Below are 15,506 nucleotides of genomic sequence, written 5' to 3' on the forward strand. Positions count from 1 at the left end.
TTGCTGTATTGCAATCAGTATTTCCTTCTATAGGGGGAAGTTCAATAATTGAAAATATATATTCCACAAATACCACAGTATTCTGAAAAAAAAGATAGATACTCGTTGAGCTAAAAGATTGTGCTTGGTGGGTATTTTTACTTTTTTCTACAAATTTGAAGGATAATAGTAGGTTCTTGTAGAAATATGATTATATGATATTTTAGATGTATTAATTTAATAGTGTCTCTAGTATTTATAATAAAAAGGTTAAAGAATTGACAAAAGTATGAGGGGGGTAACATGGGATTTCTTTCGGATTTATTCAATATTGAAAGCTCACAATTTAAAACAATTTCAAAGCCAACAGCTATTAAAGAGTTTTCAACGGAAAATGGTAATTTAAAAGTATTAAATGAATTGTTATTAAGATTAAATAGTAATAACAAAAGACAATTAGTAAATAAAGAGATAATTGCAATTAAGATGGGGTTGAAAGGTGAAAGCACCGTCGATTTCGAACTTAGAAATTGTACATTTCCTTTTTTGTATTTACATGATATAAGAATTGAATATGATGATTTAGTTGTTCAAATTGATTACTTGGTAATAACAAAAAAGTATATTTGTGTAATGGAAACAAAGCAGCTTCTTGGTGATGTAAATATAAATAAAGATGGAGAATTTATTAGAGCATACAAAAGTAAGAGCGGTTATGAAAATAAAACTGGTATGTATAGCCCAATTGAGCAGAACAAGAAGCATGTTAATTTAATTAAAAAAATTCTTAAGGATGTTTTTGATGCTGATAAGGTACCAGTAAAATCAATTGTTGTAATGGCCAATCCAGCAGCAATTATAAGGAAAACGTATGCCTCAAAAGAAATACAAAATCAAATAATTAGAGCCGAGAAATTATCTGATTATTTTTTGACCCTAAATAATGACTTACCTTATACTGTTTTAAAAGAAGCGACTGCATTTAAAATTGCTAATTATTTAAAAGAAAAGCACACACCTATAAATATTGATTATCAAGGTAAGTTTGGCTTATTAGAAAAAGATTTTATTGCAGAGTCCAACTCAACTAAAGAAAATATTAAGAAAGAGCTAAAAATCTTGGATAGCAAAGTTAGGCTGCCAGAAGAATTAATAGTTCAGAAAATAGATATTGTTCCTGAATTAAGTGAAAGTGATAAACAGATGACAGAAGATTTAAAAGTATATAGGAATCAAAAGGCTAAAGAAGAGGGTTATAAGGGCTTTCAATATCATTGTGTATTTTCTGCAAGTACAATAGGTAATATAGTAGAAATCAAACCACAAACTATTGAGCAGTTGTTTCAAGTTAGAGGGTTAGCTCAGTTGAAGATTAATAAATATGGTAATGATATTTTAAAGATTACAAGAAAAAAAATTGATAATGACCCACATTTAATTAAAGAAATGAAAAGTGCCCCAATTATTGAAAATAAGGAAGATGAATTAAGAAATAAATTAAAACAATTCAGATCTGAAATTTCAGCGAAAGAAAGTATAAGACCTTATCTTGTATTTAGTAATCAACAAATGGAAGAAGTATTGAATGCTAAACCTATAACCAAAGATCAACTTTCTCATGTAAGTGGGTTTGGTGAAATAAAAGTTGAAAAATATGCTGATGGAATTGTTAATATATTTAAATAGAAGTTTCTACTTTGCCACAGTTATTGTAGGTTCCTTAAAAAATAAAGAGCAACTTGAAATAAATCTAAAATATCTAGGTCAATGAATGAAACAAGTGCGGTATCTAGAACTGTAGGGTTACTTCCTAGTATAGTAGGAATTGAAATGAATATTAATTTTTACTGAATTAAGATAATTAAACTAGTGGGATAAAATAAGTGCTATAGAAGTTAAGAAAAAGGTTATGCCTTATTGAATTTAATAGTTCAGTAAGGCCTTTAAAATCACTTGAAAGTTATGCATATATATAAAGTTATTGGAAAATTTGACGATATAGAAAGTAATAGCAAAATGAATATAGGTATGCACAAACATATATTTAAAATGAATTTTGGAGGCAAATAATGAAAAAAAGATTAGCGTTAGCAACAATTTTATTGACTCTAGCAAGTTCTCATAGTGTATTTGCTGATAGTGGTGTAATAAATGCAAGTTCATTAAACTTGAGACAGAAACCATCACTTTCATCCTCAATTTTATCTTTTATCCCCATAAATACGAAGATAAGCACTTTGGGTAAAAGTGGTAATTTTTATAAAGTAACCTATAAAGGGAAAACTGGCTATGTAGATAGCTCATATGTAAAACTAGTACAAGCTACTAAGGTGGTACCAATTAAAGTAGCTAGTACAACCCAAATAGGGGTAGGCAGTACTAAAGTATGGTATTTAAACGTACGTAAAACAGCGACTACAGGGAATAATATTATTGGTTCAATTAATCCAAGCAATAATATAAGTTTATATGGAACTCAAAATGGTTATTATAAAATTAAATATAATAACACATGGGGATACATTGCCAAATCATACGTAAGTACGTCTGCAACTTCAGCAGTGGTTAAAATACCGGTGGCATCTAGTACATTAGCTAGTACAACCAAAACTGGGGTAGGCAGTACAAAAGTATGGTATTTAAATGTACGTAAAACAGCAGCTACAGGGAATAATATTATTGGTTCAATTAATCCAACTAATAATATAAGTTTATATGGAACCCAAAATGGTTATTATAAAATTAAATATAATAACACGTGGGGATACATTGCCAAATCATACGTAACTACGTCTGCAACTCCAGCAGTTGTTACAATACCGGTGGTATCTAGTACAACCAAAACAGGGGTAGGCAGTACTAAGGTATGGTGCTTAAATGTACGTAAAACACCAGCTACAGGGAATAATATTATTGGTATGATTAATCCAACAAATAATATAAATTTATATGGAACTCAAAATGGTTATTATAAAATCAAATATAATAACACCTGGGGATACATTGACAAATCATACGTAATTACTTCAAAAGTTACAACACCAGTAGTAAGTACAGCTTCTCAAAAAAAATCTATCATAGCAAATGCAAATAAATTAATTGGAATACCTTATATATGGGGTGGTACAACAACTAGTGGTTTTGATTGTTCAGGGCTTGTACAGTATATTTATAAGAGTATCGGTGTTAATTTACCTAGAACAACTTATCAGCAAGTAGGAGAAGGTAGTGCTGTTAGCATAAATAATCTCGAAGTAGGAGACTTAGTTTTTTTTATAGGTAATGCGCATGTAGGAATATATGTTGGAAATAACAAATTTATAGAATCTCAAAAAAGTGGTACACTTGTACATATAGAAAACCTAAGTGGTTATTGGAGAACGTCGTTTGTAACAGGAAGAAGAATATTTTAAAAATTAAGATAAAATAGATAAAACAGTAACGCAAAAGCCTATATAGCCTTATTTTTGAGGATTTTAGTTTTAAATGTTATTATATATGGTAATATAATAAATATATATAACTATAAAAAAACAAATTGATAGGGATGGGATTGAAATTTATACTAAAGTTAGTAGTAGATAATTTTAAATTATTTTTAATTAAACTTTTTGCCAACTAGGGCAACATAACGGAAAACTGACAATAAAAAAATAGTAAAAGGGATTTCCAAACTAAACTGGGGATCCCTTAAAACATATATTCATAAATACATAACAAGTAAAATAGTAGAACTATTTGCACAAGAGAGCAAAAAGAATGTTCGAATAAGAGAAATACACAAATTATATTGTGTATTTTTCTTGTTTTTTGCTGTTGATTATTCTTAATAATGGAATAAAATAAAATATTTTACAAAATAACTTGAAGCTTAATTCCAAAAATGTTAATATAAGGTTATAAAAGGGAAATGTCGATAAATATAGGAGATAATATGGATAATTTAAAATTAAAAAAACTAATCACAGAAAGTAGAAATGAAAATACCATGAACATAGATACGGTTTCAACTTTAGAAATGGTGAAAATAATAAATAATGAAGATAAAAAGGTAGCAGGGGCTGTGGAAAAGGAACTTCCTAAAATAGCAATAGCCATAGATAGCATAGCCCAAAGAATGCATAAAGGTGGGAGGTTAATTTACATAGGGGCAGGAACGTCAGGAAGACTTGGTATTTTAGATGCATCGGAATGTCCACCTACCTTTGGGATACCAGAAGAACTGGTACAAGGGATTATAGCCGGAGGAAAGGAAGCAATCTTTAGAGCAATAGAAGGAGCTGAAGATTCTAAGCAGTTCGCAGAATCAGATTTAAAAAGTAAAGGACTAACCCAGAATGATACCGTAGTAGGAATTGCAGCATCAGGCAGAACGCCATATGTAATAGGGGGACTTGAGTATGCAAATGAAATAGGAGCATTAACCATTTCAGTTACTTGTAATGCTAATTCGCCAGTTTCTGCGGTAGCAAAAATATCAATAGCACCAGTAGTTGGAGCAGAAGTTGTAACAGGTTCCACAAGACTTAAGTCAGGAACGGCTCAAAAGCTGGTATTAAACATGTTATCAACAGGAGCTATGATAAAGCTAGGCAAAGTATATGGTAATCTTATGGTAGATGTAAAATCAACTAATGAAAAATTAACACAGAGGGCTAAATTGATAGTATGCGAGGCAACAGGCATAGATATTGAAGAAGCAACGGAAGTATTAAGCATAACGGATTTTGATGTAAAGCTTGCAATATTTATGATATTATCAAAACTTAATAAAGAACAGGCAAAAATCAGATTAGATTTAAATAAAGGATATATAGCAAAAGCGTTAAAAAATAATTAGGGGGAAATTATTATGACAAATAGAGATATAGCTAAAAATTTAGTTGACTTAGTTGGGGGCAAAAGTAATATAATATCTGTTATAAATTGTATGACACGTTGTAGGCTTAAACTTAAAGATTCTTTAAAGGCAAGAATAGGAGAAATAAAAAAATCAGAAGGAGTTCTTGGGATAGTTGAGACTGATGGGGAGTTACAAGTTATTTATGGTCCGGGTAAGGTAAATAAGATAACTGAGGAAGTAAAGAAAATAATTGAAAAAAGTGTACTTTTAGGTGAAGATGCAGTAGCTGAAACTAAGGGGAGATTAAAACAAAAGAATAATACTAAATTTAAGAATATGCTTAAGAGATTGGGAAGTATTTTTATTCCATTGATACCGTTATTTGTAGCATGCGGACTGATTCTTGCGGTGAATAATATAGCAGGGGTTTATTTTGGAGTTGAATATAAAACTACAACTGCAGCTAAAATAATAGGACTTATAGGTAATGGTGTATTCTCAATATTATCAATTTTAGTTGGTGTAAATACAGCTAAGGAATTTGGTTCACAAATGCCAATGATGGGCGGAGTGTTAGGTGGTATTCTATCATCAGCAGAACTTGCAAAGATAACTCTTTTTGGCAAAGCATTAACCCCAGGACGTGGAGGAATTATTTCAGTAATAATAGTAGTAGTTTTAGCTTGTTTTATTGAAAGGACTTGTAGAAAATTTGTACCAGATGTATTAGATTTATTCGTTACACCACTTCTTACACTAACGATTTCAGTTTTAGCGGCATTATGCATACTTCAACCAATTGGAGGGTTTATTTCTTATAGTATAGGAATAGTTGTAGCAAAAACAATAGCGTCAAATAATATGGTTGTTTCAGTTATTTCGGGAGGGATATCAGGAGCGTTATTCTTACCACTAGTTATGACAGGAATGCATCAAGCATTAACTCCAATACATGCAGATTTAATAGCTAATGTAGGATTTACAGTATTACTTCCAGTACTCGCAACAGCTGGAATGTCGCAGGTAGGGGCTACTATAGCAGTATTAAGAAAAACAAAGAATGAGAGACTTAAGAAAGTAGCTAGGAATGGATTAGTACCAGGATTTTTAGGAATAGGGGAACCATTAATATATGGGGTAACATTACCACTTGGAAAGCCATTTCTTGGAGCTTGCCTTGGAGCAGGAGCAGGCGGAGCGGTTATGGCAATGTTTAAGGTTGGAGCCGTTGCAATAGGCGTATCGGGACTCCCACTCGCATTATTAATTGCAAATGGGAAGATTGGATTATTCTTAATAGGTGTAGTGGTATCGTATATAGGTGGATATTTCTTTACTAGTATATTGGGTTTTGAAGATCCGGTGGATTAATAATTTAGAAGAGACCTTCATGGGTCTCTTTTGATAATTTTAAGGAGAGGTTTTTATGAGTTACGGTATTTCAATTTATTTTGGGCTAGATAATACAAATCAGGAGAATATAAGATTACTAAAGGAGGCTCATAAGCTTAAATTCATTAGAATATTTACCTCATTTCAGATACCGGAGGCAGATTATAGTATTTTAAAGACTGAGGCACAAGAGTTTTTCAAGTTAGCTAAAGAATATGATATGGATATAATAAGTGATATATCTCCTAATACTTTTAAACTTTTAGATTTGCATGATATGGATTTGAGTGGACTTAGCGATATGGGGGTTAAGACTATAAGAATAGATTTTGGGTATAGTGAAGAAGAAATATCTAAGATGACTAATAACCCTTATGGAATTAAAATTCAGTTAAATGCATCAACAGTAACTGAAGAATTTTTCGAAAAATTAGATATATATTTACCTAACTATAAAAATGTTGATGCACTGCATAATTTTTATCCTAGAGTGGGGACAGGTATTTCAGAAGAATGTATGAAAGAGAAAAATGCTATATTAAGTAAAAGGAGAATTATGGTTTCAGCTTTTGTACAATCTAATAATAAAAGGAGAGGTCCGCTATTTGATGGATTACCAACACTCGAGGATCATAGAGGACTCCAGGTACGGGAAGCTGCAAATCATCTGTTTGCCCTTGGAAATCAATCTGTATTTATAGGAGATTCACTTCCTAGTAAGGCGGAGTTAGAAGATTTATCTGGATTAAGCTCTGATGTAGTAGAGCTTTTTATTGAATTAAAAGAAAAAGATAATATAACTTTAAGATTATTAAGTGAAACTTATACCCAAAGGCAAGATGAGGCTCGGGATGTCATAAGAGCTAGCGAAAGCAGATTACTTCTTAATGAAGACAAAATAAAGCCATTAAATACAATTGATAAAAAGTATGGAGATATTACTATAGATAACTATAATTACAAAAGATATATGGGTGAATTACAAATATTAAAAGTGGATCAAAAAGGCGATTATAGGACAAATGTCGTAGCATCTGTTTTAAAAAAGAATATTTATCTATTAAAATATATAAAGGGTGGAAAAAAATTTCACTTTAATATAATAAATAACTAAAATTTAATAGGATAGAATAAAGTAAATTTGCTGTAGAATTTTATTAGTAGTATAAGGGATTTCTAGAAATAGAAATCCCTTAAAACATATCTAGATTACGGCTTATTTATCATATTTGTTGTTTTAAATCTGTAAATAATTCAAACATAAAATTCTGCTCATTAATAATATGCTTAACTAATTCTTGCCAAGCATCATTTTCCTTTCCAAAAGCCAGCAATTGAGGATAAAAGGATAGAGCATGAGTATCATGAAGTAAAAATTCATCTATAACTTTTTTAACAGCTAAAATATGAGTGTTATACAACTTAGGATTACTTACTACAACTTTCTTTAAATATATTATGTTATTATATAGTCCTAAAAACATTTTGTGAATATCATCGAGCTGATCCTCTGCAACTTTAGGTAGATTTATTTTAGAAAGGTTAGCTACGTTCTTAAGAAAATTTGGATGATCACTTGAAATATGACTCCACAATTGGAGTTCATTAAAAACACAAGAGAACTGATTAATATGAGTATGGCAATACATGACTTCCCTCCTGATAAATAGTATACAATATATAATATGTATATTATTTATAATGGTGCACCTTAATTTGTCTTTAATGAATTATTTTAAATTTGTATCATTACTATATAGTATAAGAGCGGCTTTATCCCTTTGATATCTAGGGTTAAAGCCGCTTTAGTAGTTTCTATTATCTCTACTGTATACCTTATAGGGACCAGTGCAAGCACAAACACCTTCTTTCTAAGAGTCTTTAAATAGAAGCCTTTTTTATATAAAAAATAAAGGTAAGAATGGGAAAAATGAATACTGATTCTGGTTATAATAAGGGTTATAATTTTGATGTTGATAACCTTGATTAAACCCTTCATTAAAACCCTGTTGATAAGCGTTCATATGATTATAGTCATTACCTTCATTATATGGATTAAAGTTGTATGCATCTCTTTCCATAGTTTGATCAGGCACTTGTTCTGGTTGATTTTGCTGATGAGGAATTTGCGGGTCATATGTTACTGGAGTGTAGATTTCATTCATCATTGGATAATCCCATTTTGGCTCTAATTGAGATTGGTTGGGTTGAGTTTGATCTTCATTAGACATTTGAAGCTGGTCTGGCATATCTTGATTTTCCATATTCTTATCGTATTTCATTTCTCTATAAAACATTGGAAACCTCCATTAATTTTACTATCCTAATATAATATGTACTATTTAAAGATGGGTTACAGTAAGAGGTTAAACTGATTTAATTAGTGTTTTATAATTTATTTATCAGTATAAGTTACTCAGCTATGAGAACGAAAAGATTCATAAAAAAAACAAAAAAGGGAAATAATAATATTTAGTATGGTAGAAATGTTATAATTGTTACTTTTTATTACATTTATAATATCCGATTTTATACATAAAACTGGAGGAGAGAGTTTATGATTATAATAATTAAAAACGGTGAGGTTTATGCACCTGAATACATAGGAAAAATGGATATAGTTATTGCTGGAGGTAAAATTGAAGCTATTGCTAAGAGTGTGTCCGTACCACAAGATTTTGCGAAGGTAAGAGTAATTGATGCAGAAGGTAAACTAGTATTTCCAGGTTTTATTGATGCCCATGTGCATATTACAGGAGGTGGAGGTGAAGGCGGTTTTAAGACTAGAACTCCTGAAATTCAACTTTCTGATATTATAGCTGGTGGAATTACAACCGTGGTAGGTTGCTTAGGCACTGATGGGGTATGTAGAGATATGAATGGACTTCTTGCTAAGGCAAGAGCATTAGACGAGGAAGGCATTAGCACCTATATTTACTCAGGATCCTATCAAATACCTGTAAATACAATTACTAATAGTTGTAGATCTGACATTATGCTTATAGATAAGATTATCGGAGTAGGGGAGATAGCTATTTCAGACCACAGGTCATCACAACCGACTTATGAGGATTTTATTAAGGTAGTAGCAGAGGCTAGATTAGGTGGGCTGCTCTCAGGTAAAGCCGGAATTGTGAATGTACATCTTGGGTATGGAGAACGAAGGTTACAATATTTAGTAAAAATGGTCAAGGAAACTGAAATACCAATTAAACAGGTTATACCAACTCATATTAATAGAAGTATTAATTTGTTTGATGCAGGAATAGAATTTGCCAAATTGGGTGGAATTATTGATATGACTACTAGCTCTGATCCAGACCATCTAGAGGAAGATGAAGTTAAGGCAAGCAGAGCTCTTAAGATGGCATTAGAAAGAGGAATACCAGTAGAACAAATTCAGTTTACTTCTGATGGGCAAGGAAGTATGCCTATTTTTAATAAAAAGAGAGAACTTATAGGACTCGGAATTGGATCTACTAAGTCTTTGTATATAGAGGTTAGAGATGCAGTTCTAAAGGACGGTGTAGACCTTGAAGTTGCACTAAAAGTAATTACTTCAAATGTAGCAACTAATTTAAAACTATATAATAAAGGAGTTGTGCAGGAAGGTAGGGATGCTGACCTTGTATTAGTTAACAAAAATGACCTAAGTATAGAAACTGTATTTGCTAAAGGGGTAGAATTGGTGTCTAAGGGACAGGTATTAGTTAAAGGAACATTTGAAAAATAGATTAAGGAATAAAAATGATGGTACATTGTTTTGAATAGTTTCTAAATCAAACATAGTTATAACCTTCTTTTATTTTCTATATTTTCACATAGAGTATAACATATTTTGATAGGCTTAAATATTATTAATTATGTTTGTTATGTAATTATGGTATACTTGGTAAGATATTTTAGATGAGTATGAAATGCTAAAATAGAAAATGTGGATAACTTTAGATAGATATTTAAAATATACTAAAGAATAGAGAGAAAAGGTGATATAAATGAAAGATTATTATGAAATATTAGAACTAACCGCGCTGGCTTCAAACGAAGATATAAAAAAGGCTTACTTTAAGAGCGTGAGAAAATATCCGCCGGATAGATTTGAAGTAGAATTTATGAATATTAGAAAAGCTTATGAAATTTTAAGTAATGAAAAAACTAGAAAGCAGTATGATTCAATAAATAATTTAGATTCTGATGTGAAAGAAAATTATAGCTTAGCAAGAACCTATATGGAAGAAGAAGAATTAAACAAAGCAATTAAAATTCTTCAAAAGATGCAGAAAGAAGATTCGAAATCTCTAATAGTAAAAGTATTGCTAGCAGAAGTCTATTTAAAAAATAGTAACAGTGGTAAAGCTTTGACAGTATATGAAGAATTAACTTTGGAGGAACCGGAAAACTCAGCATTTGCAGGATATCTAGCTAATGCTTATTTAAACAGAGGTTGGCATAAAAAGGCTATTTTAGCCTACAATAAGGCAATAGAACTTGATAGTGACAATATTTCCTTGTGGCTTGGCTTAAGTGAAGCTTATGTAGAAAGTAATGAATATTTTAATGCTAGAAATGTTTTAGAAAAGGCCTTAGAGGTAGTCACTGATATAAAGGATAACACAACAATATATCTGGAGCTAATAACTATTGATATGAACTTTGAAATGTTTTCCTCAATACATAAACCTATAGATAAGTTGGCAGAGCTTGCAATAAATAATGATGAAATAAAAGAGAATATAACCTCAACATTATCTGAACTAGCATCTTATTTAATGCAAATGGAAAAAATGGAAGATGCTAAAAAGATAATAGAGAAGGCAGCAAAGATTTTACCAGAAGATGAAGATGTATTACGGATTAAAAATGAAATTGAAAACTATATGATATATATAGATGATTTTCATAAACTGGAAGCAAATAAAAAAATAAACCATGAGGTTGTGTCTCTTATTTCTTTCAATGTACTTCCAAATAATGAATTAGGAATGCACGATGAAGAAGAAAAAGAAGCAATGAATTATTTTCAGGAGTATACCGTATTATATAATTATGATATCTATAAATCTTCTATTAAAAAACTAGAAAAGGATTATCCTCATTTATACGCTTTGAAGGTAGAGTTCTTTAATAAGTTAACAAATAACATTGAAAGAAAAAAGATGCAAGTGGAGTATAAAAAACACTTGGGTAATTATAAACATATAATAAACAAATTTTTTGATGAAGATGATAATGAAGAAAACGAAGAGAGCTTGAAAGATTATGAGCCACAGGAACCTATAGTACGAGAGGAATCTAAAGTTGGTAGAAATGATCTTTGTCCTTGTGGAAGTGGTAAGAAATATAAGAAATGCTGTGGGAAATAATGACTTTTATCAGAGTATAGATAAAGTAACCAAGGCTTAGTGATAGCAAGGTATAGGAACTATTGAAGTATATATTTTTATATATTTCAGTAGCTTTTTTGTCGTTAAGTCTAAGTTTATTAAAAGAGATAAGGCAAGCTCTTACGTGGAATATACACAAAACAATTACGAGGGGTTCATTGATGGGTTAAAGGAGCAAATTGTCACATCACATAATAACTTAATGGGAAAAAGGGTAGTTGTATCTTTTGATAATGTGTATTTATCTAAAATAACTAAAGATAGACAAGGAAATTATGATGCTGAACTCCATAAGATAATATGCAGAAATAAAACTAATAGGGAAATATCGGTGAATGATATAGAGGATATAGTCATTATAGATGAGTGGCATAGTTTAGTTTCAGGATTTTAAGATGATAAAATAGAGAATTGCGAGATGATTCTAGATAAGAAGCTATGACTAGTTAATACTGGCATAGCTTTTTCTCCTTCGATATGTTTCCATTGTTTAAATCTATTAGCATTATATAAAGATTTGCTCTTAAAGATTTAGGTGGTTTACTAAAGAAAAGGTCAAATTCATTTTCACTCCCAACAGCTACAGATATTTTCGTATCTGGTGTAAGATCAATACAAGCTATTTGGCCATAAATATTATAAATTGTTTGAGAGGTAACATGAGGTTTGATTTGAATATACCAGTTAGAATACTCCCAGTTAGTAATTTCAAGCATTAAATTGGCAGGTCCATTAATGGTTTTATTTAAACTCCATTCAAAATCACGGGTATATAAATCGGATAGAATAACCTTGAAAAAATTCTTTTCTTTTTCTACAGTTTGGGTCTGTTTTTTTTCTGTAGAGATCCCTTCTGTTTTAGCATCTATGTGTCCAGCGGCTAGCATTAAATCATTATATGTAACTCCGTTGCATGCACCACTAGCAAATTTACTAATTGTATCCGGCGACGGAGGTGATTTTACTAACTTTCGAAGTAATCTTGAGATATGAGCTGCACTTATATTTATTGTATTTGCATATTGGTTAATTGAGCGATCACCTTTAGCTTTTTCTAATAATATAGCAAATGTAACTAGATCAAAATTGCTGTAGTCAGTCATTTAATCACCTCCTTCGTTAAATATTATATCATTTTTCATTGTTTATAGTCAATATAAAATGGAAAATAATATAATTATTGTAAAAATAGTATTGTAAATATATGCTGCCCGTGATATATTAATTACAGATAATGTAATTAATTGTAAACAATGAAATTAAATATAAAAAATACAATTAAATTAGGAGGGGAAGATTTATATGGGATTAAATAAATTTGCATTAAAAAATTTAATGGATGAACGATTTAATAGTAGTTATACAAAGCTTTCTAGGGCTATAGGAGTAGATGTAGCACATGTGTATAGAGTTCTTGCTAAGAATAATACTCCAGGGATTAAGTTTTTTAATGGGATAATTAAGTGGTGTACAGATAATCAGTTAGATTATAGAGAATATATTTTTTTACCTAAACCATTAACTGTAGTTAATAAAATAGCGAAAGTGTAGTAAACAAAAACAGACAAAAATCAATTTTAAAAATCATAGGGGGAATAATAATGGCTAAATATAGACAGATTTATACGGAATTTTGGAGTGATAGTTTTGTACTTGAACTAGTTCCAGAAGAAAAGTTTTTTTATTTATATCTTCTAACAAATACAAAATCAACACAGAGCGGAATATTCGAAATATCTCCCAAATTCATTTCAATAGAAACGGGATATGACAAAGTGATTGTGGCTGAGATGCTTAAAAAGTTTTGTGATTATAAAAAAATTCTATACGACGAAACTACAAATGAAATTATGATATTAAATTGGATAAAATATAATGTTCCAGATAATAAAAATGCAGTTGTTGGCATCCAACGACAATTGTTGAAAATCAAGAATAAAGCATTTCTTGAAATATTATATGAAATATGTAAAGTTGCGTCTTTAGATGTAGATAACATTTTCAAAGATATTATTGTAAACGTTACGCCAACTGATAAAAACAATCTAAGCCCTATGCATTTAGATTCTTCAGAGGAACAAAGTAATAACATAATTATTAAGCCCCTTAGTATCCCCCTGGAAGGGGCTACCAAGCATGTGCCAAGTAATAGAATAAAGAATAAAGAAGAAGGAGTAATAAATAAAGAACAAAGAATAATAAATAAAGAAGAAGTAGAAGAAGTAGAGGCGACAACTAAAGAATCGTTAGTAACTAACTCAGAAAATCCTGCTGCTACGGCGGTTGGTATAAAAAGTATAATTAAAATATTCGAAGAAAATATACATGCTATCACACCACTAGTGTATGAAAAAATAATGAGTTTTACAAAATACGTAAGTGATGAAGTCATAATTATGGCTATAACAGAGGCCGTTAATTATAATGCAAAAAACATCAAATATATCTCGAGTGTTATCAATAGCTGGATAAGCGAAGGCATAAAAACTGCTAAGGAGGTTGTTACCTATCAGAAACAATGGAATAGGAATAACAGTAGTAGCAGCATTAATAGTGGATCGCACTCTGCGAAAAGTGGTAGCTTTTGTGACTACGAACAGAGAACATATGATTTTGATCTTTTAGAAAAACAATTACTTGGGATAGATTAATAAATTATTATATTTAATAAACGTTAAATAAAAAATTAGAAGGTGGTGCTTTAATTATGGAAAAGCTAGTTGAAAAGGCTAAAAACGGTGACAACGGAGCTACAGAACTTATAATTGGAAAGTTTAAATACCTTATATTCAAAGAATCATCAAAATATCATATTCCAGGCTATACTAATGAAGACCTAATTCAACACGGGTATTTGTCAGTAATAAAAGCTATAGCCCTATATAAACTAGGCAGCAATAGCTTTAACGGGTATTGCATTAATGCTATAAAAATGAACTTTAAAGCACTTTTAAAAGGAGAAATAAAACATTTCCGTGAAGTCCCAAATAGTAATATGGTAGATTTTGATGCAGAGGAGCATTATGAATTTACCTTAGAGGATGAAGTGATAGCCTATAATGAGGTTGAAAAATTATATGTTGCTCTTAATACCCTTGAACCTTTTGAACGTTATATATTAGAGCGATTTTATATTATGGGACACTCTCTTACAGAGATAGCTTGCACCACTGATAAAAGTTATTATAAGTATTCAAGGATTAAGAAAAAAGCTCTAGAAAAATTAAAGGCAATTATGTAGATATATATTTTTAAAAAACCGCACAAATAAAACAAACATCATATATATTAAGTGAAAACAAAATAAAAAGGAGTGATTAAACATGGCAGTTATATCAACAAAGGTATCAAGTGTTTTAAAACTTACAATGAAAACAGGTATAGACATCAATGGCAAAGATGAATTTGCAACAAAAAGCCTAGGTAATGTAAAAGTTAATGCAGTTGATGCGGATATTTTCGCAGTAGGACAAGCTATATCTAAGATCAAAACTTATCCATTGGTTGGGATCGATAGACAAGATCAGTATAGCCTAGTTACAGAAAAGTAAGTTTAAATAAGAAGCTTAAAATCTAAAAACCAAAATTAAACAATTTGAAGGAGGAAAAATTATATGAATAAATTAGTTATGAGATTTTTAACTACTATTGAGGGTAAGTATTTTACGTTAAGTGTGGATGATATTAAAGCTGATGATAAGGGACCTACTATAACAGAAGCTGAGGTAAATGCCCTTATGGATTTAGTTATCGCCAAAAACATCTTTTTATCAACTAGTGGTGACTTAACTGGCAAGAAAGATGCTAAAATAGTTACTACTGACACAAATACTATTAAAGTTGCTTAAATAACAGTAATGTAATTCCAAAATCCACTAAAAATCCGGTAAATCATAAAAACATTATGA

The 15,506-nt window shown here is 30.5% G+C and carries 16 protein-coding genes; 13 read left to right on the plus strand and 3 right to left on the minus strand.

Annotation, left to right across the window (positions count from 1 at the left end; translation table 11 throughout):
• The first annotated feature begins 282 nt into the window (after positions 1 to 282).
• The 5 genes from A7L45_RS07940 (at position 283) to A7L45_RS07960 (ending at position 7,328) form a co-directional block, all read left to right on the plus strand.
• A complete protein-coding gene (locus tag A7L45_RS07940; protein WP_071612276.1) occupies positions 283 to 1,665 on the plus strand; it encodes an HRDC domain-containing protein in 1,383 nt (460 codons plus the stop codon).
• 383 nt (positions 1,666 to 2,048) lie between these two features.
• Positions 2,049 to 3,392, plus strand: coding sequence for a C40 family peptidase (locus A7L45_RS07945; protein WP_071612277.1), 1,344 nt, complete (start codon positions 2,049 to 2,051; stop codon positions 3,390 to 3,392).
• A 521-nt stretch (positions 3,393 to 3,913) separates the two neighbouring features.
• Positions 3,914 to 4,819 carry an N-acetylmuramic acid 6-phosphate etherase gene (murQ, locus tag A7L45_RS07950; protein ID WP_071612278.1) on the plus strand — a complete coding sequence of 302 codons (906 nt, stop codon included), beginning with the start codon at positions 3,914 to 3,916 and terminating at the stop codon, positions 4,817 to 4,819.
• Between the two features lie 12 nt (positions 4,820 to 4,831).
• On the plus strand, positions 4,832 to 6,193 hold the full coding sequence (locus A7L45_RS07955) for a PTS transporter subunit EIIC (protein ID WP_071612279.1): 1,362 nt from the start codon (positions 4,832 to 4,834) through the stop codon (positions 6,191 to 6,193).
• Between the two features lie 55 nt (positions 6,194 to 6,248).
• Entirely contained in the window at positions 6,249 to 7,328 is a 1,080-nt protein-coding gene (locus A7L45_RS07960) for a DUF871 domain-containing protein (RefSeq protein WP_071612280.1), read from the plus strand.
• A 109-nt stretch (positions 7,329 to 7,437) separates the two neighbouring features.
• Here the strand turns inward: A7L45_RS07960 and A7L45_RS07965 are convergent, their stop codons facing one another.
• Both A7L45_RS07965 and A7L45_RS07970 read right to left on the minus strand, forming a co-directional pair.
• On the minus strand, positions 7,438 to 7,863 hold the full coding sequence (locus A7L45_RS07965; protein WP_071612281.1) for a DUF2935 domain-containing protein: 426 nt from the start codon (positions 7,861 to 7,863) through the stop codon (positions 7,438 to 7,440).
• Positions 7,864 to 8,112: 249 nt separating this feature from the next.
• Positions 8,113 to 8,511, minus strand: a complete 399-nt coding sequence (locus tag A7L45_RS07970; RefSeq protein WP_071612282.1) for a hypothetical protein — start codon at positions 8,509 to 8,511, stop codon at positions 8,113 to 8,115.
• Positions 8,512 to 8,771: 260 nt separating this feature from the next.
• Between A7L45_RS07970 and iadA the strand changes: the two genes are divergently transcribed.
• The 3 genes from iadA to A7L45_RS07985 all read left to right on the plus strand — a co-directional run bounded on the left by iadA (position 8,772) and on the right by A7L45_RS07985 (position 11,992).
• On the plus strand, positions 8,772 to 9,947 hold the full coding sequence (gene iadA / locus A7L45_RS07975) for a beta-aspartyl-peptidase (RefSeq protein ID WP_071612283.1): 1,176 nt from the start codon (positions 8,772 to 8,774) through the stop codon (positions 9,945 to 9,947).
• 262 nt (positions 9,948 to 10,209) lie between these two features.
• Entirely contained in the window at positions 10,210 to 11,577 is a 1,368-nt protein-coding gene (locus A7L45_RS24165) for a tetratricopeptide repeat protein (protein ID WP_071612284.1), read from the plus strand.
• Positions 11,578 to 11,800: 223 nt separating this feature from the next.
• A complete protein-coding gene (locus A7L45_RS07985) occupies positions 11,801 to 11,992 on the plus strand; it encodes a hypothetical protein (protein WP_071612285.1) in 192 nt (63 codons plus the stop codon).
• Between the two features lie 52 nt (positions 11,993 to 12,044).
• Here A7L45_RS07985 and A7L45_RS07990 read toward each other — a convergent pair whose 3' ends face one another.
• Positions 12,045 to 12,701 (minus strand): hypothetical protein, encoded by a 657-nt coding sequence (locus A7L45_RS07990; protein WP_071612286.1) that lies wholly within the window; start codon positions 12,699 to 12,701, stop codon positions 12,045 to 12,047.
• A gap of 199 nt (positions 12,702 to 12,900) precedes the next feature.
• Here A7L45_RS07990 and A7L45_RS07995 point away from each other — a divergent pair, with 199 nt between their 5' ends.
• The 5 genes from A7L45_RS07995 to A7L45_RS08015 all read left to right on the plus strand — a co-directional run bounded on the left by A7L45_RS07995 (position 12,901) and on the right by A7L45_RS08015 (position 15,446).
• Positions 12,901 to 13,149 carry a hypothetical protein gene (locus A7L45_RS07995; RefSeq protein ID WP_071612287.1) on the plus strand — a complete coding sequence of 83 codons (249 nt, stop codon included), beginning with the start codon at positions 12,901 to 12,903 and terminating at the stop codon, positions 13,147 to 13,149.
• A 50-nt stretch (positions 13,150 to 13,199) separates the two neighbouring features.
• Positions 13,200 to 14,249: a DnaD domain-containing protein gene (locus A7L45_RS08000; protein WP_071612288.1), complete on the plus strand. Its 1,050-nt coding sequence runs from the start codon at positions 13,200 to 13,202 to the stop codon at positions 14,247 to 14,249.
• A 56-nt stretch (positions 14,250 to 14,305) separates the two neighbouring features.
• The gene (locus A7L45_RS08005) at positions 14,306 to 14,839 is read left to right on the plus strand and encodes a sigma-70 family RNA polymerase sigma factor (RefSeq protein ID WP_071612289.1); all 534 of its coding nucleotides are present in this window, start codon (positions 14,306 to 14,308) and stop codon (positions 14,837 to 14,839) included.
• 82 nt (positions 14,840 to 14,921) lie between these two features.
• Complete coding sequence (locus A7L45_RS08010) at positions 14,922 to 15,149, plus strand: DUF1659 domain-containing protein (RefSeq protein WP_071612290.1); 228 nt, start codon at positions 14,922 to 14,924, stop codon at positions 15,147 to 15,149.
• Positions 15,150 to 15,212: 63 nt separating this feature from the next.
• Complete coding sequence (locus tag A7L45_RS08015; protein ID WP_071612291.1) at positions 15,213 to 15,446, plus strand: DUF2922 domain-containing protein; 234 nt, start codon at positions 15,213 to 15,215, stop codon at positions 15,444 to 15,446.
• Positions 15,447 to 15,506: the final 60 nt, after the last annotated feature.

Source organism: Clostridium estertheticum subsp. estertheticum (assembly GCF_001877035.1).
In the GTDB taxonomy this organism is placed as follows: domain Bacteria; phylum Bacillota; class Clostridia; order Clostridiales; family Clostridiaceae; genus Clostridium_AD; species Clostridium_AD estertheticum.

Coding starts and splice junctions, on each gene's coding strand:
- A7L45_RS07940 (WP_071612276.1), top strand. CDS start 283: ATGGGATTTCTTTCGGATTTATTCAATATTGAAAGCTCACAATTTAAA.
- A7L45_RS07945 (WP_071612277.1), top strand. CDS start 2,049: ATGAAAAAAAGATTAGCGTTAGCAACAATTTTATTGACTCTAGCAAGT.
- murQ (WP_071612278.1), top strand. CDS start 3,914: ATGGATAATTTAAAATTAAAAAAACTAATCACAGAAAGTAGAAATGAA.
- A7L45_RS07955 (WP_071612279.1), top strand. CDS start 4,832: ATGACAAATAGAGATATAGCTAAAAATTTAGTTGACTTAGTTGGGGGC.
- A7L45_RS07960 (WP_071612280.1), top strand. CDS start 6,249: ATGAGTTACGGTATTTCAATTTATTTTGGGCTAGATAATACAAATCAG.
- A7L45_RS07965 (WP_071612281.1), bottom strand. CDS start 7,863: ATGTATTGCCATACTCATATTAATCAGTTCTCTTGTGTTTTTAATGAA.
- A7L45_RS07970 (WP_071612282.1), bottom strand. CDS start 8,511: ATGTTTTATAGAGAAATGAAATACGATAAGAATATGGAAAATCAAGAT.
- iadA (WP_071612283.1), top strand. CDS start 8,772: ATGATTATAATAATTAAAAACGGTGAGGTTTATGCACCTGAATACATA.
- A7L45_RS24165 (WP_071612284.1), top strand. CDS start 10,210: ATGAAAGATTATTATGAAATATTAGAACTAACCGCGCTGGCTTCAAAC.
- A7L45_RS07985 (WP_071612285.1), top strand. CDS start 11,801: ATGGGAAAAAGGGTAGTTGTATCTTTTGATAATGTGTATTTATCTAAA.
- A7L45_RS07990 (WP_071612286.1), bottom strand. CDS start 12,701: ATGACTGACTACAGCAATTTTGATCTAGTTACATTTGCTATATTATTA.
- A7L45_RS07995 (WP_071612287.1), top strand. CDS start 12,901: ATGGGATTAAATAAATTTGCATTAAAAAATTTAATGGATGAACGATTT.
- A7L45_RS08000 (WP_071612288.1), top strand. CDS start 13,200: ATGGCTAAATATAGACAGATTTATACGGAATTTTGGAGTGATAGTTTT.
- A7L45_RS08005 (WP_071612289.1), top strand. CDS start 14,306: ATGGAAAAGCTAGTTGAAAAGGCTAAAAACGGTGACAACGGAGCTACA.
- A7L45_RS08010 (WP_071612290.1), top strand. CDS start 14,922: ATGGCAGTTATATCAACAAAGGTATCAAGTGTTTTAAAACTTACAATG.
- A7L45_RS08015 (WP_071612291.1), top strand. CDS start 15,213: ATGAATAAATTAGTTATGAGATTTTTAACTACTATTGAGGGTAAGTAT.